At 58.8% G+C, this 17,771-nt stretch carries 15 protein-coding genes, 1 tRNA gene and 2 pseudogenes; 11 read left to right on the forward strand and 7 right to left on the reverse strand.

The window, feature by feature from the left end; translation table 11 throughout:
• Positions 1-17: 17 nt before the first annotated feature.
• The 4 genes from JCM15831_RS16520 to JCM15831_RS04025 form a co-directional block, all read right to left on the reverse strand.
• Positions 18-1,433 carry an efflux transporter outer membrane subunit gene (locus JCM15831_RS16520; RefSeq protein WP_232227989.1) on the reverse strand — a complete coding sequence of 472 codons (1,416 nt, stop codon included), beginning with the start codon at positions 1,431-1,433 and terminating at the stop codon, positions 18-20.
• 79 nt (positions 1,434-1,512) lie between these two features.
• The gene (locus JCM15831_RS04015) at positions 1,513-4,605 is read right to left on the reverse strand and encodes an efflux RND transporter permease subunit (protein ID WP_025822896.1); all 3,093 of its coding nucleotides are present in this window, start codon (positions 4,603-4,605) and stop codon (positions 1,513-1,515) included.
• Between the two features lie 34 nt (positions 4,606-4,639).
• Complete coding sequence (locus tag JCM15831_RS04020) at positions 4,640-5,785, reverse strand: efflux RND transporter periplasmic adaptor subunit (protein ID WP_025822897.1); 1,146 nt, start codon at positions 5,783-5,785, stop codon at positions 4,640-4,642.
• A 206-nt stretch (positions 5,786-5,991) separates the two neighbouring features.
• Positions 5,992-7,137: an AI-2E family transporter gene (locus tag JCM15831_RS04025; RefSeq protein WP_051528312.1), complete on the reverse strand. Its 1,146-nt coding sequence runs from the start codon at positions 7,135-7,137 to the stop codon at positions 5,992-5,994.
• Positions 7,138-7,498: 361 nt separating this feature from the next.
• On the opposite strand from JCM15831_RS04025, the gene pqqA reads away from it, so the two are divergent.
• The 5 genes and pseudogenes from pqqA to pqqE all read left to right on the forward strand — a co-directional run bounded on the left by pqqA (position 7,499) and on the right by pqqE (position 10,674).
• Positions 7,499-7,579, forward strand: coding sequence for a pyrroloquinoline quinone precursor peptide PqqA (gene pqqA / locus JCM15831_RS20855; protein ID WP_010502998.1), 81 nt, complete (start codon positions 7,499-7,501; stop codon positions 7,577-7,579).
• 90 nt (positions 7,580-7,669) lie between these two features.
• Positions 7,670-8,580, forward strand: a pseudogene (pqqB, locus tag JCM15831_RS16525) (pyrroloquinoline quinone biosynthesis protein PqqB).
• Positions 8,577-9,323, forward strand: coding sequence for a pyrroloquinoline-quinone synthase PqqC (gene pqqC / locus JCM15831_RS04045; protein WP_025822902.1), 747 nt, complete (start codon positions 8,577-8,579; stop codon positions 9,321-9,323). Before pqqB ends, pqqC begins: the two are co-directional and overlap by 4 nt.
• Positions 9,320-9,595, forward strand: coding sequence for a pyrroloquinoline quinone biosynthesis peptide chaperone PqqD (gene pqqD / locus JCM15831_RS04050; protein ID WP_025822904.1), 276 nt, complete (start codon positions 9,320-9,322; stop codon positions 9,593-9,595). Before pqqC ends, pqqD begins: the two co-directional genes overlap by 4 nt.
• A complete protein-coding gene (gene pqqE / locus JCM15831_RS04055) occupies positions 9,592-10,674 on the forward strand; it encodes a pyrroloquinoline quinone biosynthesis protein PqqE (RefSeq protein ID WP_025822906.1) in 1,083 nt (360 codons plus the stop codon). Before pqqD ends, pqqE begins: the two co-directional genes overlap by 4 nt.
• Before the next feature lie 127 nt (positions 10,675-10,801).
• Here pqqE and hemJ read toward each other — a convergent pair whose 3' ends face one another.
• From hemJ to hemE, 3 genes and pseudogenes are all read right to left on the reverse strand, one after another.
• Positions 10,802-11,275, reverse strand: coding sequence for a protoporphyrinogen oxidase HemJ (gene hemJ, locus JCM15831_RS04060; protein ID WP_025822908.1), 474 nt, complete (start codon positions 11,273-11,275; stop codon positions 10,802-10,804).
• A complete protein-coding gene (locus tag JCM15831_RS04065; RefSeq protein WP_025822910.1) occupies positions 11,250-11,945 on the reverse strand; it encodes an HAD family hydrolase in 696 nt (231 codons plus the stop codon). The genes hemJ and JCM15831_RS04065 overlap by 26 nt, the downstream gene beginning before the upstream one ends.
• 4 nt (positions 11,946-11,949) lie before the next feature.
• A pseudogene (gene hemE, locus JCM15831_RS16530) lies at positions 11,950-13,004 on the reverse strand (uroporphyrinogen decarboxylase).
• Positions 13,005-13,322: 318 nt separating this feature from the next.
• Here hemE and JCM15831_RS16535 point away from each other — a divergent pair.
• The 6 genes from JCM15831_RS16535 to JCM15831_RS19970 all read left to right on the forward strand — a co-directional run bounded on the left by JCM15831_RS16535 (position 13,323) and on the right by JCM15831_RS19970 (position 17,751).
• Positions 13,323-13,748: a Maf family protein gene (locus tag JCM15831_RS16535; RefSeq protein WP_306301818.1), complete on the forward strand. Its 426-nt coding sequence runs from the start codon at positions 13,323-13,325 to the stop codon at positions 13,746-13,748.
• Positions 13,652-13,954 carry a Maf family protein gene (locus JCM15831_RS23630; RefSeq protein ID WP_306301819.1) on the forward strand — a complete coding sequence of 101 codons (303 nt, stop codon included), beginning with the start codon at positions 13,652-13,654 and terminating at the stop codon, positions 13,952-13,954. Before JCM15831_RS16535 ends, JCM15831_RS23630 begins: the two co-directional genes overlap by 97 nt.
• Before the next feature lie 82 nt (positions 13,955-14,036).
• Positions 14,037-14,112: transfer RNA gene (locus JCM15831_RS04080), tRNA-Ala, on the forward strand.
• A gap of 71 nt (positions 14,113-14,183) precedes the next feature.
• Positions 14,184-14,543 (forward strand): YtcA family lipoprotein, encoded by a 360-nt coding sequence (locus JCM15831_RS04085; protein ID WP_084490547.1) that lies wholly within the window; start codon positions 14,184-14,186, stop codon positions 14,541-14,543.
• A gap of 9 nt (positions 14,544-14,552) precedes the next feature.
• Positions 14,553-15,653, forward strand: a complete 1,101-nt coding sequence (locus JCM15831_RS16540; protein ID WP_198024232.1) for an HlyD family efflux transporter periplasmic adaptor subunit — start codon at positions 14,553-14,555, stop codon at positions 15,651-15,653.
• A complete protein-coding gene (locus tag JCM15831_RS19970) occupies positions 15,571-17,751 on the forward strand; it encodes an FUSC family protein (protein ID WP_025822914.1) in 2,181 nt (726 codons plus the stop codon). The genes JCM15831_RS16540 and JCM15831_RS19970 overlap by 83 nt, the downstream gene beginning before the upstream one ends.
• The last annotated feature ends 20 nt before the right edge of the window (positions 17,752-17,771 follow it).

Here is a 17,771-nt window from a genome sequence, read left to right on the forward strand (position 1 = left end):
CCAGAGATCCGAACCGGTCAGAACCCTGCGTGCCAGTCTGTCGAGGGGATCTTCATAGCGGTATCGTTACGATGCCACCACCCTCCGCCGAGTGCCTGAAACAGGGCCACACTATCCGTAAATCGTGTGGCTTTGGCCTGGATCAGGTTGAGCCGTGCCTCAAGCTCGATCTGCACCGCCGCCTGAAGCAGGATCGGGCTGATATCGCCGTAAGACATCTGCTTTTGAGATATTCTGAGGCTACGCACCGCAGCATCTTCATTCGTCGCGCTGATGCTCAGCGCGTCGGAATCGTCCTGCAAGGCATGAAGCGTATCGGCGACATTCTGCATCGAAGTCAGCACGGTGTTTTTATACTGCTCGGTTGCAGCAAGAAGATTATCGCGAGCCTGACGCTCCAGATGCAACAGCTCGAAGCCCTGAAAGATGGGCTGTGCCACCATGGCTCCGATCGACCAGTTGCCGTAACCGGGGGTGAAGAACTGGCTCATGGCATTGATGGCCTGCCCAGGCGTCGCGGAAAGCTGCACATTGGGCAGACGATTGGCGATGGCAACGCCAACCTGAGCGCTCGTGCTGTGCATCTGTGACTCAGCCGCCCGGATATCCGGGCGTTGGGCCAGAAGGGCGCTGGGCAGGCTTACCGGTAAGGTCGCAGGCAGACGATAGGAATCGAGCGGGATTTCCGGCAGATTTTCGTCCGGCGTTGTTCCGACAAGAGCGGCAATCTGATCATGAGCCTGCTCGGCCTGAAGATGCAGTGGCGGCAACGTCGCCTGAGCCTGAGATAGAGCAGCCTTCTGCGCCAGAACCTGAGCCTCGGCGAGGTCGCCAAGGCGATACTGCTTTTGCATGACATCCAGCAGCTTTTGCTGTGTCGCGATGATGTCCTGCGTCGCCGCAATCTGGGCGTTGACGCTCGACTGCGTAATGAGCGTGACGACGAGCGTGTTGATCAGCGTATTTGTGGTCGCGACCAGCTGAAAACGCTGCATCTCGGCCTGCGCTGCCTGATTTTCCACCTGACGGCGGAGTCCGCCCCACAGATCGGGCTGATACGATATATTCAGCTGCAGCGTGTGAAGGTTATACAGATAGCTGTTATTCGCGGGCACGGGTGACAAGGCCTTCGAGGTCTTGTTGCGTGTCGGATTGAACGACGCTGAAATGCTGGGCAAAAGCGGTGCGCCCGCGACCTTTGTCTGCTCGTAAGCCGCCTTGAGCGACGCCTGAGCCGATTTGAGCGACGGGTTATTCAGCAGGGCACGGGTGACAAGAGCATCGAGCTGCGGGGCACCGAGCGCTTTCCACCATTCTCCACTCAGATCAGCTCCTACGGCCAGAGCCTGAGGGGCGCCGGCTGACCCGCTATCTTCCGTGCCATGAATGGACGCAGGGAGGGCTTTGCTCTGGTAGCCTGCGTTTTTAAGCATATCCGGCCGATGAAAATCAGGCCGATCGCACAGCCAGACAGCGCGAAACTACCAGCACAAGCCATCAAGACAACACGCTTCATGACACGCCTCCCGAACGTCGCGCCCTGCGCCGTTCCATGAAATGCTCCATTTCGAAGAAGAAGACGGGCAGGACGAACAGAGTCAACAAGGTCGCAATACCAAGACCGCCGACCACCACAGTGGCAAGGCCGCGCTGCACGTCGGTGCCGACACCGGTTGCAAGAGCTGCTGGCAGCATGCCCGCACTGGCCACAGTGGCTGTCATCAGAACAGGGCGGAAACGCTCACCTGCACCGGCCAGAACAGAGTCATGAATGCTCCGCCCGGCACGGTGATGACGATTGATGGCTGCGATCATGATGATGCCGTTCTGCAGCGCCACACCGAACAGGGCGATAAAGCCGACGGCTGTCGCGATGTTGAGCGTCTCGCCCCGCAGGTGGAGCGCAATGAGTCCTCCCAGAGTGGCGAGCGGTACGACGCTCAGCACGAGGGCTGCATGACGGAACGTGCCGAACTCCATGAACAGCAGCAGCAGCATGATGGAGAACATGACCAGCAGGGCAACACCCAGACGCGCCTGGGCGCGTTGCTGCTGCTCGAAGCTGCCTGCCCATTGCAGACGATATTTACGCGGGTCGAAATGAACCTGAGTGTTGATCCGCTTCTGCGCATCTTCGAGATATTGCGAGAGCGGACGCTGGCCGTTATCGACGCGAATGGTAATCTGACGCTCGCCCATCTCATGGGCGATATTGCTCTCTCCCATATGCACGCCGACATCGGCCACCTGCGCCAGAGAGATCGCCGCACCATCGGTCGAGCGCAGCGGCAGCGAGCGGATCGAGGCCAGATCGTTCAGGTCGTTCGAACCCACATGGAGCGTCGCGTTATAGACGCGGTCTTCGACATAAACCTGCGTGATAGCGCCATCGCCGATCGCATTCTGCACGACCGTGCTGATATCGGACACATTGATCCCGTAGCGTGCTGCCTGATCCCGCCGTGGCGTAATCATGAGCTGCGGGATCTGGGGCTCCTGAAAGATCGACGCCTCTGCAGTGCCGGGCACATCATGCAGAACCGCGACGATCTCACGACCGATCCGGCGCAGCTCATGAAAATCATTGCCATAGACGCGCAGCACCAGCGGTGAATGGGCACCACCGACGAGGTCGTTCATGCCGTCCTGGATGGGCTGGCTGATACCGAAGCTGATGCCCGGTATCTTGGAAAGGCGGTCACGCAGACGATTGATAAACTGGACCTTGGTCTCGCCGCTTGCCCACTGATCGTATGGCTTCAACCCGACAGGCATTTCGATATGCGAGAACGTCCAGGGATCGGTTCCCTCGTCGTTACGACCGAGCTGGGTGATGGCATAGGAGGTTTCAGGAAACTCCCTGATTGCCGAGCGTACCTCGCCAGCGATACGGCTGCCTTCATCGAGCGAGATCCCGGTAGGCAACTGAACCTGAAGCCAGAGGGCGCCTTCATCGAGATCGGGCAGGAATTCACGTCCGACCGTTGCGCCAAGGATCACGACCGAGACCAGAGCCGCACCACTGCCAATGAAGGTGACGAGCGGCCGGGCAAGCATGTGGTTGAGACCCCGCTCATAAGCGCGATGCAGCGCTTCGAGCGGGCGGTTATGCCAGATCCGGCGTGGCTTATGCAGCGCGAGATAGCTGAGCGTCGGGATGAGACAGAGCGCGCAGACAAGCGCGCCGATCAAGGCGAAGCTGACAGTATACGCCATCGGCCGGAAGAGCTTGCCCTCGCTCCCTTCGAACGCGAAGAGCGGCGAATAGGCTACGATAATGATCAGCGTGGACGAGAAGATCGAGCGTCCGGCAATGCGGGCGACACTCAGAACTTCGGTGCTGGTCAATGTGGCCTTGGGCGAGTCCTCACGCAGACGCAGGATCGCCTCGGTGATGACGATGGCACCATCGACAATCACCCCGAAATCGATGGCGCCCAGAGAAAACAGATTGGCCGACATCCCGCAGAAATGCATCAGCACGAACACGGTCGACAGCGCGAGCGGGATCGTCACGGCGGTCACCACAGCACTGCGCGGACTGCCCAGGAACAGGGTGAGAATGACCAGAACGAGGCCGATGCCCTCCACCATGGTCTCACCGACCTTATGAGTGGTTGCCTTCACCAGATTGTCGCGGTCGATATAGGGAACGAGACGCACATCGAGCGGCTTGAGCCGCTCCTGCAGCTGGTCCACCACACCATGGACATTATCGAGCACCAGAGACGGATTGGCGCCGGAGAGCATGGTCACGATGCCTTCGATCGTGTCCGGGTTGTTATCCTTGCCGAGAATGCCTTCGCGGATCTGATGACCGAACTGCACCTGACCCAGATCGCTCAGCAGCACTGGCGTACCATTATGCTGGGCCACGACAATGCGCTTCATGTCATCGAGCGTGTGGATCATCCCTACACCACGAACGATGTAGGATTGCTCTCCACGCGTAATACGTCCGCCTGCCGCGTTCGCATTGTTGTTCTTGATCGCATTGACCACATCGTCGGTGCTGAGACCGTAGCGCAGCAGCGCGTCGGGCTTGAGCACCAGCTGATACTCACGGGTCAGCCCGCCAAAATTATTGACGTTCACGATCCCCGGCACACGCTGAAGCGTCGGGACCACAATCCAGCGCTGCACGTCAGAAAGCTGCATCAGATCCATCGAATCCGATTCCAGCGTGTAGCGGAAGATTTCGCCCGCAGGCCCGGTAATCGGGCCGAGCTGCGGGGTCACACCATCGGGCATGCTCGCCGTGCCGAGCAATTCGAGCACAAGCTGACGGGCAGTAAAAACATCGACGCCGTCATGGAAGATCAGCGTGATCAGGGAGAGCCCGAAGGTGCTGCTGGAGCGGCTCTCCGTCACACCCGGCACAGCCGCCAGAGCACGCTCCAGTGGAACGGTGACCTGCTGTTCCATTTCTTCGGCGGCGAGGCCCGACACCTGGGTCGTGACCTGAACGTTCACGGCCCCCAGATCGGGATAGGCCTCGACCGGAAGCACGCGCCAGGCATATCCGCCCGCGAGAGCCAGAAACACGGCACAGATAAAGACGATATGACGGCGCGCAAAGCACCATGAAATCAGGGTCGCAATCACGGATTAGGAGGCTCTCATCTGCGGCGCTGACAAATCAGTCGTGATCGTTAAGGAGAATAGCCCCGCGGGTGACGATCTTCTCGCCTCCCTGCAGGCCCGAGAGAACGCGTACACTATCGCCCTCGTCATAACTCACCGTTACCGGACGGCGACGATAATGCCGCGCTCCGCCTTCTTCGACGAACACGGTCAGACGGTCATTGTTCATGAGCAGGGCGGTCTTGGGGATGATCACCATCTCAGGCTGTTTCACCGCGATTTCCACATCGGCAAACATGTTCGGCCGCAGCATGCCGTCGCTGTTATCGCACAGAATATGCGCAATCACCCGACGGGTATCGCTATGCAACGAGGGGTCGATCGACTGGATCGGTGCCGTGCACTGGCGACCGGGGAGGGCGCTGATCTGAGCCGTCATCTGCTGACCGAGTGTCACGATCCCAACTGAATCTTCCGGGATCTGCGCATCGATCTGAACCTGAGCAATGTCGAGGATCACAGCCTGCACAGCGGTGGCATCGGTGACATTCACGCCAGGCGCAAGCGTCGTGCTGGCAATGACGCCATCGACGGGAGCGATCAGCCTGACCAAACCCTCGCCATCCTGATCGGTGCGGCTGTTGAGGGCGTCAAGACGACGTTCAGCGCGCTGGCGCTCAGCCTTGGCCTGCGCCAGGTCGTTGAGGGCGGAATCCATGTCCTTGCGGGCGTTGCCCCCAATCGCAAGCACGTCCTGCGCGCGTTTGACGACGCGCTCCTCATAGGTTTCCTGCGCGCGCGCCTTGACCAGATCGGCATAAGCCTGATCGAGATCTCCCGATGCGAGAACCGCAAGCACATCGCCTTTATGCACGACCTGCCCGGGCTGCAGACTGGCTTCGATCACATGACCCGCGACAGGGGTCAGGACGTTGACGCTGCGACGCGGCTCAGCCTGAACAAGACCGGGCACACGCAACCCGTGGGTCAGCACGCTGGTTTTGACCGGATCGATCCGCAACCGTTTCATCAAGGGAGAGTCATCGGTCACGATGATCGTCCCGTTCTCCTGACTAAGCTGGATCACAGGACGGTCGGAAGCTTTCCGACCATGCTCATGGATGATGGTTATGACAATTCCGAGGAGCAGAATGGCGATGAGCGCTGCCAGACCGAGGCGGCGGATAAGAGATGCCTGCATCGTCAGGCAATGCCGTCATGGGAACGCATAAAGACCTCGGCTCAGAGATTTGAAATGTTTTGTCGCATTCGATAGCCGTTCAACCCTGCTTCGCCAAGCGGTCTCCGGCCTCAGACCCGACTTCTAATAGGACAGGTCTGCGCCAGACGCATGATAATTTCATGTCATGCGCAGAAAATAGCGAAATTTGAGCGCAACCGGGCGACTTAAGGGGCGGTTTCCGGTGTCACCTCGGGGCCGAGCGTCCTTAGGGAGCGGGGTCTGACCGGCCCCCCCAGAATATGCCCGATCGGTGTCAGAGCTTCGATATGATCACAGAATATCTTGAAAACAGCGAGCATGGGCACTGAGAGAAACGCCCCGCCAATGCCCCACATCCAGTCCCAGAACAGCAATGACGCCATCACCAGAACCGGGTTCAGGGTGAAGCGCTTAGCCAGCAGCATGGGGGTGATCGTTTCACCCTCAAGAACGTGAATGCAGAGATAGATCGCCGGAGGCAGCAATGCCATCAGGAAGGATGGGAAACTGATCAGGGCTACGCAAAAATAGACCACGACGCCCGTAAGCGGCCCGATGATCGGCACATAGTTGAGCAGAAAGGCCAACACGCCCCACAGAAGAGGGTTCGGCATGCCTGTCAGCCAGCACTGGATCAGGTTCAACGTCCCGACCAGAATGTTCATGATCGTGATGGTCGCCAGATACAGCGACACATTGCGCTCGATCTGGGTCGTAATCTGCACGATCCTGCGCTTGCCTGCATAAGTCGGCATGATCTCCACGATGCGACGCAGCAGACTGTCTCCCTCTGTCATGAGGAAGAAGAGCATCAGCAACATGGTGAAGAACTCACCCATGAAAGTGCGCGTGCCGATCAGAAAAGATGAGCCCCAGAGACGCAGGGTCTCGGCACCATTGGACGCAGAAGACGCAGCGGCACTCGCCGCACTGATGTGATGATGCCCACCACTGGACATCAGTGCGACCACACGCAGATAGCCCCGTTGCAAGGAATCGATGGGCCCCTGAAGGAAAGCCAGTTTCTGCTGCAACGCTGGCAGGCTCTGCGGCACCTTGGTGAGCCAGGCCGCTGCCGGCACTGAAATGGCGGTCCCGATCCCGACCACGAGCAGAAACATGGCGATGATCAGCAGCAACGCCGCGATAGGTTTCGGGAGACGACATCGACCGTGCAGAAAGCGCATGGGGACGATCATGAGCAGATTGACCACCATCGCGAAGACGAACGGCAGAACGATGTCAGCAGCAAAATACAGCGTGTAGAAGATGGCGAGCAGCGCTAGCGTCAATACGCCAAAATCGCGCAATCCAAGGCTTTGACGCAGCATGGCTTTGCGAATCAACCCGGCCTGATGGAGTTCGTTTTCGCTCTCGGAGCTTTCGAGATTTTCGAAAGAGCTTTGCACTTCACGACGCGGAGCGTCCCTCAACCCATCTTCAGGCTGAGGTATGTCCGAAGTCAGAGACGGGCCTGACATGGCGGGCGATTCTTTCATGAAGGGCGGGTTACAGCGCGATACGGACGCCGTCATGAACGCCGGTCAACCGTCCGCAGTCCAAAACGTTGTCGTCAACGTGAAGCAGGTTACATTTTATTGGGTTGAATCACATTGGCTTGCAACCCATTTTCAGGTTCTATCGTATAGCTATCTCAGCATATGGATCTGTTTTTTCTAAAAGGACATCATCATGGCTTGGAACACCCCGAAGGTTACCGAAATCCCGCTCGGCGCCGAGATCAACTCTTATGTCTGCGGCGAGAAGAAGTAAGTTCTTCATCGGATCGCTTACACGCAGCAGCCGCACCCCTTGTGCGGCTGTTGTCGTTTTGGGCCGATGACGACCTGACTGACCTGCATCATGCTCGATATCATTGTTCTAGGTAGCGGCGCCGGCGGTGGCTTTCCCCAATGGAACTCCAACGCCCCAGCCTGCCGCGCCGCCCGCGAGGGCAGGATTCCTGCTCGTAGCCAGGCTCGCTTGCCGTCAGTGGCGATGGCCAGAACTGGTTCATCCTCAACGCTTCGCCCGACCTGCGTGCCCAGATCCTCGCAACTCCGGAACTGCAGGCTCAGACTGGGCTTCGTTCCACTCCGATCCAGGGCGTCATTCTGACAAATGGCGAAATCGACTCGATTACCGGTCTGCTGACCCTACGCGAGCGAGAGCCCTTCCGGCTCTACGCCACTCAGGCAACCCACGCTCAGCTCGACGCCAATCCGATTTTCGAAGCCGTCAATCGCGAGATCGTCCCCCGGCTCACGCTGAACGAGCTCGAGCCGGTAGCCTTGCCGAACAAGGACGAGACGCTTTCAGGCCTGACCGTGACGGCCTTCGATGTCCCCGGCAAGGCGCCGCTCTATGCCGAGCACCTGCCCAGCCAGAAGGGCGAAACCATCGGACTCGAGATTACCGATGGTGATCGCACCCTGATCTTTCTGCCTGCATGCGCCGACCTCACCCCGGAGATTCGTGAACGCATCCGCAATGCCGATGCGCTGTTCATGGAAGGCACGCTCTGGCGCGATGACGAGATGATCCGAGCCGGGCTCAGCCCCAAGACAGGTCTGCGCATGGGGCACATTTCCATGTCTGGCGCAGACGGCATCATTGCCACCCTGCATGATGCGCCACCCCATCGTGTCTTCATTCACATCAATAATTCCAACCCTGTCCTGATTCCCGACTCACCGGAGCGCAGGACAGCAGAGGAAGCTGGCTGGACCATCGGCGAAGACGGTCTGCGCCTGACATTGGGAGCATCATCATGACGGTTCTGTCCCCCGACGCCCTTGAGGCGCGCCTGCGTGACATCGGAGCAGAGCGCTACCACAACCGCCATGCCTTTCATCGTGCGCTGCATGACGGCAAGCTGAACCGCACTCAGGTGCAGGCCTGGGCGCTGAACCGCTATTACTATCAAGCCTCTATCCCGGTGAAGGACGCCACACTGCTTGCCCGTCTCCCGACGGTCGAACTCCGTCGGGAGTGGCGTCGCCGTCTTGAAGATCATGACGGTAACGAGCCAGGCACAGGCGGCATTGCACGCTGGCTGAAACTGACAGACGGGCTCGGTCTGTCACGCCCTTATGTCGAAAGCCTTCAGGGCATGTTGCCCGCAACGGGCTTCGCCGTCGAAGCCTATGTGCATTATGTGCGCGACCGCTCTCTTCTGGCCGCCATTGCCTCATCCCTGACAGAGCTCTTCTCACCGACGATCATCAGCGAGCGTGTTTCAGGCATGCTGCGCCATTACGACTTCATTTCTGAAGAGACCATGGCCTATTTCACGCCGCGTCTGACACAGGCTCCTCGTGATTCAGACTTCGCTCTGGCCTATGTCAAAGAACACGCCCGCACCGAAGAGCAGCAGAAGGAGGTCACCGATGCGCTGATCTTCAAATGCAACGTGCTCTGGACGATGCTCGATGCGCTGCAGCACGTGTATATGGAGGATCATCCTGCTCCAGGTGCTTTTGCCGGGGCTCAAACCCCAGAGGCTTTCAGCGCGTGAGCGTCTCCGAAGACAGTATTCTGAAGTTCACCCGCGGGCATCGTCTACAACATGACCGCGTGCGTGACGTCTGGCTCATTCAGGCGCCCGAAAAGGCCTTCATTGCCGACCCTGTTGCCGCTGCCATTCTGCAGCTCGTCGATGGCGCACGCTCTCTCGGCACGATCATCGAGACACTTGCCGAAACCTATCAGGCCCCACGCGACGTCATCGCCACCGATGTCCAGACTTTGCTCACTTCGCTGATCGATCAGAGGGTGCTGAGCGCATGAGCTTTGCGCCGCCTCCGATGAGCCTGCTCGCCGAGCTGACCCATCGCTGCCCGCTCGCCTGTCCCTATTGTTCCAATCCTCTCGCTCTCGATCGGCGAGCCTCGGAGATGGAAACGAAAGACTGGCTGCGCGTGCTCGATGAGGCCGCAGCTCTGGGCGTCCTGCAGGTTCATTTCTCCGGCGGCGAGCCCATGGCACGTCACGACCTTCCCGAGCTTGTGCGTCATGCCAACGCGCTCAATCTCTATACGAATCTCATAACCTCGGGCGTGCTCATCAACGAAAAGACACTTGAAGCGCTCGATACCGCCGGGCTCGACCACATCCAGCTCTCTTTTCAGGATGTGGATAAGGCAGGGGCAGAACGCATCGGTGGACTGCGCGGCGCGCAGCAAAAGAAGCTGAATGCTGCTCGCCTTATCAAAGCACGTGGCATTCCGCTCACTCTCAATTTTGTCGTTCACCGCGAAAACGTCGCACGTGTGCCTGAAATGCTCGATCTCTCTCATGAGCTTGGCGCTGGTCGTGTCGAGATCGCCCATACTCAGTATTATGGCTGGGGACTGAAAAACCGCGACCTCCTGATGCCATCAGCAGCCCAGCTCGAGGCCTCGACAGAGGCCGTCGTGAAAGCCCGTGCCCGTTTCGGCAATAGCCTCGCGATCGATTACGTCACCCCCGATTATCATGCCGATCAGCCCAAGCCTTGCATGGGCGGGTGGGGCCAACGCTTCGTCAACATCACGCCCTCAGGCAAGGTCCTGCCCTGCCACGCTGCCGAAACCATTCCGAACGTGACCTTCCCCAGCGTTACCGAGAATTCCCTGGGCAGCATCTGGCAGGATTCCCCCCTGTTCAATCTGTTTCGCGGCACAGACTGGATGCCCGAACCGTGTCGGAATTGCAGCCTCAAGGAAGTGGACTGGGGCGGCTGCCGTTGTCAGGCTCTTGCCTTGACCGGCGACGCTTCAGCCACCGACCCCGTCTGCGCACGCTCCGACCGTCATGCTCTCGTCATGGAAGCCGCCACAGCTGGTCACGATGGGGAATTTCTCTACCGCCGGTTCTCCTACCCCTGAGAGGAACGGGATACGGCCATATCTCAGGACCGTAAGAAATCGTTTTTTGATTGCCTGATCGCGGCGATAGGAATTTCGAGAGCGCAAGGCCCTTCATGGGGTCAAAGGCGAAGCTTCGAAAACCCTCTTACCCGGAAAAAGGACGGGCCACGATCATGATGACGATGACGAGCATCAGAAGCGTCGGCACCTCATTGGCGATGCGATAGAAACGCTCCTGATGCAGGCGCTGATCGGCGGCAAACTCGCGACGCCAGCGGGCGCAGAAGCCGTGAAAGCCACAAAGCAAGAGAACAGCACCAACCTTGATCCACCACCAGGGGGCCAAAGGATCGATCAGACCGGGAAGGGACGCAAGCAGACCACCGGATAGGAGCGTGACGATCATGGCCGGGGTCATGATGGCGCGCAAAAGCCGACGTTCCATAATCTGGAAGCGGGCACTTTCCGCGGTCCCGGGAGCAACCTGCGAGTGATAGACGAAAAGACGCGGCAGGTAGAAATTTCCAGCCATCCATGATGTGAAGGCCAGAATATGGAGCACCTTAAGCCAGGGATACCAGGCAGAAGGGCCGTCATATTGCTTGCTCCTTGAGAACATGGTCGAGGATCGGCACAAGCTCATCCAGATGCGAGATACGCCTCAATCCGAGCCAGCCCTGTCTGGGCGATGGCCCGTCGGCACGCAGAAGAATGCACGCCATGCCAGCATCATGAGCCGCCTGCACGCCCGTATCGGAATCCTCGATCACTACGCAGTGTGACGGATCGACTCTCTCTTCAGCAGCGGCAAGTAAAAAGACGTGAGGGTCGGGCTTGGGCCGCATCATGTCACGCGCGGAGTGAACCCGATGACGGGGAAAAAGAGATGAAAAGCCGACACGTGCAAATTTGACGTCCATCTCCGGCCAGGACGAATTCGATCCCACTCGAAAAGGCAGGTCGAGAGCCTGTACTCCAGCAAGCATGGAAGCCGCACCGTCGATGGGTCTGGCTTCATCCCGCATCAGGTCGACCAGCCTGTCCTGCATGATCGCAACGTAGTCATCCCCCAGATCATATCCCGTTTCAGCTTCGAGTTCACGCTTGACCTCGGACAGAGCCTTGCCTGCGAAACGTTTTAGTCCCTCTTCATCACTCACTGCGATGCCATGATCCCGCGCCACCTGGGCCACTAATCGACAGGAAGGCCCTTCGCTATCGATCAGCACCCCATCGCAATCGAAGATCACAAGGCGCAATGTGCCTGACGGAGACAAAGCGTGGGTCATGCTCTCAGCCGATATCACGCACGGCGTTGACGAGGGCACCAACATGCTCCGGTGGGGTTTCAGGGATCACCCCATGACCAAGATTGAAGATATGCGGACGACCTTTGAGAGCATCTCTGATCGTATGCGCCTCGTCGATCAGACTTTGACCACCATTTTTGAGAATGATCGGATCGAGATTTCCCTGGAGAGCCAGGGTCTGGGGGCAGAGTGTTGCCATCTGGGCCATATCGACTGACGTATCGCATGCCAGAGCATCGACGCCGGTTTCACGGGCATATTCGAGCGCCATCAACCGGCAAGACGCGGGAAACCGATGATTTTCACACCCGGCCGGGCAGCCCGGATCCCTTGGACAATCTCACGCGTCGGCGCAATGACGTGCTGTCGGAATTGCGATGGAGGCAACAGACCCGCCCAGCTGTCGAACAGCATGACGGCTTCAGCCCCGGCATCGATCTGACCGATCAGCATATCGGTGGTTGCCCGCGTCAGCAGGGCGATGAGATCGCCATAAAGAGCCGGATCCTGCAAGGCCATGGCGCGCGTCACGCCAAACTCTCGAGAGCTACCGCCATCGACCATGTAGCAGGACACGGTGAACGGACTGCCTGCAAAGCCCAGAAGCGTCGTCGGCTGGGGAAGATCACGGGCCAGAATCCGCAAGGTCTCCTGGATCGGCGCCACGATTTCGGCTACGCGGGAGGGAGACAGCGCATCGAGGCCTGCCCGATTACGGATGGGCTCCATCACAGGACCACGCCCTTCGATGAATTTCAGATCCTGCCCCATGGCCCAGGGCAGGATCAGAATGTCCGAAAACAGGATCGCGCCATCCATGGCGTAACGACGGATGGGCTGAAGGGTGAGCTCGGCGGCGATGTCGGGCGTGGTACACCGCGTGAGAAAGTCGGCCTTGGCCCGTTCTGCCCTGAACTCGGGCAGATAGCGGCCAGCCTGACGCATCAGCCAGACTGGAGGGGGCCAGACAGCCTCACCCTGGAGGACACGCAGAAGCGGTTTTGCAGGCGTCGGGCTGGGTGAGATTTCGCTATCCATACCGACCAATAATCATAAAAGAAAAAAGAAAGATATCCTGTCGGATAGGTTGATCCCTGTGGATGACGGGGTACCCATCTTTCCGAAAACGTACCCCGACTTACCAACACTGTGTACAGAGAATTAAGTCTTTGGTTTTAGGTGCTTGCGCGAGTTATCCCGAAATACCCACAGAGAGGCTGTGTACAACCCACTGGTTCTGCTGGAAAAGGTACAATCCACGGTACTCGGTACGTCATTCCGAAAACCCTCGTACAATCCCCATGTACCCCAGTACTGACGGTACTCATTTACCGCCCTGACAAAAGGAGTCTCATCATGGAGTCGAAGAGCGCGAATCCGGGAAAACCGGGCCTGTTTCTAGCAAGCGGATCAACGGCACGGCTTGGTTTGCTGCGGGATGCAGGTCTCGATGTGACGGCCTGCCCGGTGGGGATCGATGAAGCTGTACTGAGGGATCGTATGAGGGCAGAAGGTGAGGCGCATGGCGCGATCGCTCTGGCGCTCGCAAATGCCAAAGCCCTAGGGTTTTTCAGGAATCATGCATTTATGAGCGCCGATTTTGTCATCGCGGCAGACCAGATTCTGGAGTGCGATGCGTCGGTTTTGACAAGCCTGAAACGCCTTTGGAGGCCAGACATCATCTCATGCAGCTTCGAGGACGTACGCATCATCTACAGACGGCGCTGGTCCTGTACCGGAACGGTGAAAAGCTCTGGGAGCATCTGGCGACACCCGCTTTGACCATGCGCCGCTTCAGCGATGCCTTTCTCGATTATTATCTCGACGCCGAAGGCGACGCGCTGCTCTCCTGCGTTGGGGCGTACAGGCTCGAGGGGATGGGTGTACAGCTCTTCGAGACGATCGAGGGCGATCATGATGCCATTCTGGGCCTGCCACGACTGGATTTACTCGCGATCTTGCGGGATTACGGGGTTGTACAAAAATAGTGTTTTTGGGGCTTGTCAGAGAGAAAGCCCCCCGCTATACCCGCGCCACTAGCCTGACCCAAGAGGCTGGTTTTGATACGGCGGGGCCATAGCTCAGTTGGGAGAGCGCCTGAATGGCATTCAGGAGGTCGTCGGTTCGATTCCGATTGGCTCCACCAAATCCTCCCAAATTCATAATCGAAGATGATTTTCAGGCTTTGAGCTAGTCACCGTTTTGTTATGTAGCAACATGGTTGATATACAAACCACTTATGTGGCACTTGTCGAACCCCATCAGCCTCATGACGAACGAATAATGCTCCCTGAATTACGCGTCCCTCGACGATCTGCGGCGCTTATGCGGCGCTTCCCCGTTCTGCTTTCTCTGGGTCTGAGCGGGTGTACCCGCGCGCCGCTGCAGGATGTGTTGGGGTCCTTCTTTCCATCATGGATGCTCTGCGCGGCAGCCGGGGCGGTTGCTGCGTCCCTGCTGAGAGCCATGACCGGCATGCTCGGGATGCAGCAATCAGTACCAGCGCCCATGCTGACTTATCTCTCCTTCATGGTGGCCATCACTTTCGCGGTGTGGCTCGTCTTCTTCGGTCACTAGGCAATGGCGATGCGTTCTCTTCCCTCTCGTATCGGGGGGATTTCCCTCCTCATTCTCTCTCTGGCGGCTTGTACACTGTGCGGCTTCCTCGTGCTGGACCGGTTGCATAGCCGGCCCCGCACCGAAGATGCCTATATCGCGGCGAATATTGTCCATCTCGCCCCTGAAGTGAGTGGACGCATTGTCTCAATGCCCGTGCACGACAATGAAGTGGTTCGCCGTGGCCAGACACTCTATGTGATCGACCCCGAGCCCTACGAGTATCGGGTCCAGCAGGCTCGCGCTCAGGTTGAAGGAATCAAGGCTCAGATCGATGTGCAGACCAGTCAGGTCAGCTCGCAGGTCTCGCGCGCCGGAGCCGAGGCGAGTTCGGTCATGAGCGCCAGAGCCCGACTGACTTTGGCTCAGGCAACACAGGCCAGGCTGACACCGCTCGAAAAGCAGGGCTTCGTTACCCGTGAGGCGCTGGATCAGGCACGGGCAGAGACGAAGAGCGCCGAGGCCGGGCTGCAGACCGCGTTACAATCGGCGGTGTCAGCGCGTCAGGCTGTTCGCAGCGTCGCCCCCCTGCGCGCCGATCTTGCAGCCGCTCAAGCTGCTCTGCGTGAAGCAGAGCGTGATCTGCGCCTGACCACGGTCAAGGCACCTTGCGACGGGATCGTGACCGATCTGAATGTGGCTGCAGGTGAATATGCCACGACCGGAAAGCCTGTCTTTACGCTGGTCGATAATGAGACATGGTGGGCGATCGCCAATTTCCGCGAGACCCAGCTCTCTGGTCTGGTGCCGGGGCAGAGGGTGAAGGTTTATGCCATGGCCCAGCCCGGCACCCCCATCACCGGAACGCTCGAGAGCCTGAATGCCGGTGTCGTGCCGGATGAGGGCATGAGTGCCAATGGTCTGCCCAAGGTGCCACGCAGCCTCAACTGGGTCAGGATTGCCCAGCGCTTCCCTGTCCGGATCAGCTCGATCATCCCCCGACCGATCTTATGCGGATTGGCGCCACGGTTGTTGTGGTTGTCATGCGATGAGCAGTGCCGAACAGGCGCTCGGCACGACGCTGCGACTAGGTCGACCTGCGCCGCCGTCGCTGCTGGCGTTTCTTCGTAAGGAGCTGGCGCCAGCGCCAGGAAGAGCGCGCAATACGGTGCTTCTTGTCGCTCAGGTGATCGTGACCATTCTGATCGGCGAGACATTCCGCATCCCGGATCTGCCGGTCTTCGTCTTTATCTGCTTCTTCCTCTCCGGGAACGATGCCGCGTCCAATATGAGCACGGCGGTGATGGGGGGGATCGTGATTGTCGTCGGCACGGCGCTGACGATCCTTTTTCTGATGGCAAGCCTTTCGGAGCCCGGGCTTCGTTTGCCGCTCATGCTGCTGATGACCCTTGCGGCCGGATTTCTCTCCCAGGCCATGACCATGGGGGCTCTGGCCAATATTCTGCTGTTCTGGATCGTCTACATGACCATGAGCGCGGATATGCTGGAGACGGCGGGTTATTCGCTGGATGGTTTTGTCGGCAACACCACGGATAGCACTTTGCCGGCAGCGCTTTTCATGCCGCCGGAAGAGGCCATGGTGCATACCTTGCTCTGGGTCGGTGCGGTCTTCGTCATGGCGCTGGCCATCATGGTGATCGCCAATCGTCTGGCTGGTCATGACCCGCTGACGATGCTTCGCGGTGGGCTGGTGGCGCGACTGGAGGCCGTTGCTCAGGCATGTGATCGCGGTGGACGACCCGACACGAAAGAAAGTCAGGCGATCAATCGGCTTGCCGAACAGGGTGTGGCCTCGCTGCGTCATTTTCACGATCTCAGCGTCAAGCTTCATCCCGAGATGTCGCAACGCCACGTGGGTCTGGCCATGATCCGCACCACGGCGCGTCTGGTGATGATCATGCTTGCCTGGGGGCGTCTGTATCAGCCAGAAGGCGAGGCGTTCTTGCGCAAGGCCGGTGAGATCGTTCGGGATTTTCTCAGGATATCGGGTCACGGGCGGGATCATACGTCTCCGGCCGAGTATGATGCTGCCGAACTCGAAGAGCTTGCAGAGCCTTTTCGTCATGACCCTCGGCTTCATCCGATCGCGCTCGAGCTTATTCGCAGCCTGACGATCATCCATGGCCTGTTGTTACGACCGGAGACGAGCGCGGCGTCATTTGCACCCGAGATCAAGGCGGCAGCGCGCAGTTTTCTCAAGCCCGATGCGTTCACCAATCCGACCTATCCCAGGGCCGCGATCCGTATCGCGCTGTCGGTTGTGATCTGCTACGCGATCACGCGCTTCACTTCATGGCCTGGTATTCAGACAGCCGTTGTGACCTGTTTTCTGGTCTCGCTCGGCACTGTGGGGGACAGCGTTCATAAAATACTTCTGCGCGTCGTGGGAGCCATGATCGGGGCGTTTCTCGGGATCGGGACGATCCTGACGGTGATGCCCTCGCTGACCGATTGCCTTGATCTGCTTCTGGCGGTCATCCCTGTTGCGCTCTTTGCAGGCTGGGTAAAAAGCGGCAGCGACCGCATTGCCTATGCCGGTGTCCAGATTGCCATGGCCTATTTCATGACGATTCTTCAGGGATATGGCCCGACGCTGGATATGGAGACGGCGCGTAACCGTGTCGTCGGTATTCTGATCGGGAATATCGTCGTTTATCTCGTGGCGGCGGTTTTATGGCCTGTGACGACGACTGACGTGGCCCGACGTCATCTGACGGGCGCCGTGCGTCAGCTGGGCGAACTGATCATGCTACGGCGCAAGCGGCCTGACGCTGCGGTCGACATTACGCAGGAAATCGAACGTGAGAAATTCGGACGCGCCATCGCCTCAACACGCACGGCTCTGACAAACGCTCCTCTGGAAGAGGAGCGGCTCAAGTACATAGTTGCCGTGCCCGCGATCACCAGCGCGCTTGTCACGGATATCCAGATGCTCGCGATCCCGGTGGCGGTGATTTCGGACATGAGACACGCCCCCGAAGAGGCCGCGCTCGATTATGTCAGGGATCTGCGTCTCTGGCTGGATGATCTGGCAGCGTGGCTTGCAGAGGGAAGAGACGCTGCGGTGCTTGAGACAGCGTTGCCTGTCCCGCCCGTTCTAGCCCATGACCCACAGCGCACAGCATGGTTTGCCATCCTGAATGATAGCCTGCGGCAGATTATCCATCGATACGACCCTGATATGCCCGAACAGGCAGAGGCTGCCTGATGTACCGAGACGACTGCCGG

The organism is Asaia astilbis JCM 15831 (genome assembly GCF_000613845.1).
GTDB classification, from domain to species: Bacteria; Pseudomonadota; Alphaproteobacteria; order Acetobacterales; family Acetobacteraceae; genus Asaia; species Asaia astilbis.

Excerpts from the sequence above, each read along its gene's own strand:
- pqqE (WP_025822906.1), top strand. The coding sequence starts at position 9,592 with ATGAGCTTTGCGCCGCCTCCGATGAGCCTGCTCGCCGAGCTGACCCAT.
- JCM15831_RS16535 (WP_306301818.1), top strand. The coding sequence starts at position 13,323 with ATGGAGTCGAAGAGCGCGAATCCGGGAAAACCGGGCCTGTTTCTAGCA.
- hemJ (WP_025822908.1), bottom strand. The coding sequence starts at position 11,275 with ATGTTCTCAAGGAGCAAGCAATATGACGGCCCTTCTGCCTGGTATCCC.
- JCM15831_RS04065 (WP_025822910.1), bottom strand. The coding sequence starts at position 11,945 with ATGACCCACGCTTTGTCTCCGTCAGGCACATTGCGCCTTGTGATCTTC.
- pqqC (WP_025822902.1), top strand. The coding sequence starts at position 8,577 with ATGACGGTTCTGTCCCCCGACGCCCTTGAGGCGCGCCTGCGTGACATC.
- JCM15831_RS04025 (WP_051528312.1), bottom strand. The coding sequence starts at position 7,137 with ATGCTGCGTCAAAGCCTTGGATTGCGCGATTTTGGCGTATTGACGCTA.
- JCM15831_RS16520 (WP_232227989.1), bottom strand. The coding sequence starts at position 1,433 with ATGCTTAAAAACGCAGGCTACCAGAGCAAAGCCCTCCCTGCGTCCATT.
- JCM15831_RS23630 (WP_306301819.1), top strand. The coding sequence starts at position 13,652 with ATGCAGCTTCGAGGACGTACGCATCATCTACAGACGGCGCTGGTCCTG.
- JCM15831_RS19970 (WP_025822914.1), top strand. The coding sequence starts at position 15,571 with ATGAGCAGTGCCGAACAGGCGCTCGGCACGACGCTGCGACTAGGTCGA.
- pqqA (WP_010502998.1), top strand. The coding sequence starts at position 7,499 with ATGGCTTGGAACACCCCGAAGGTTACCGAAATCCCGCTCGGCGCCGAG.
- JCM15831_RS04020 (WP_025822897.1), bottom strand. The coding sequence starts at position 5,785 with ATGCAGGCATCTCTTATCCGCCGCCTCGGTCTGGCAGCGCTCATCGCC.
- JCM15831_RS16540 (WP_198024232.1), top strand. The coding sequence starts at position 14,553 with ATGCGTTCTCTTCCCTCTCGTATCGGGGGGATTTCCCTCCTCATTCTC.
- JCM15831_RS04085 (WP_084490547.1), top strand. The coding sequence starts at position 14,184 with ATGGTTGATATACAAACCACTTATGTGGCACTTGTCGAACCCCATCAG.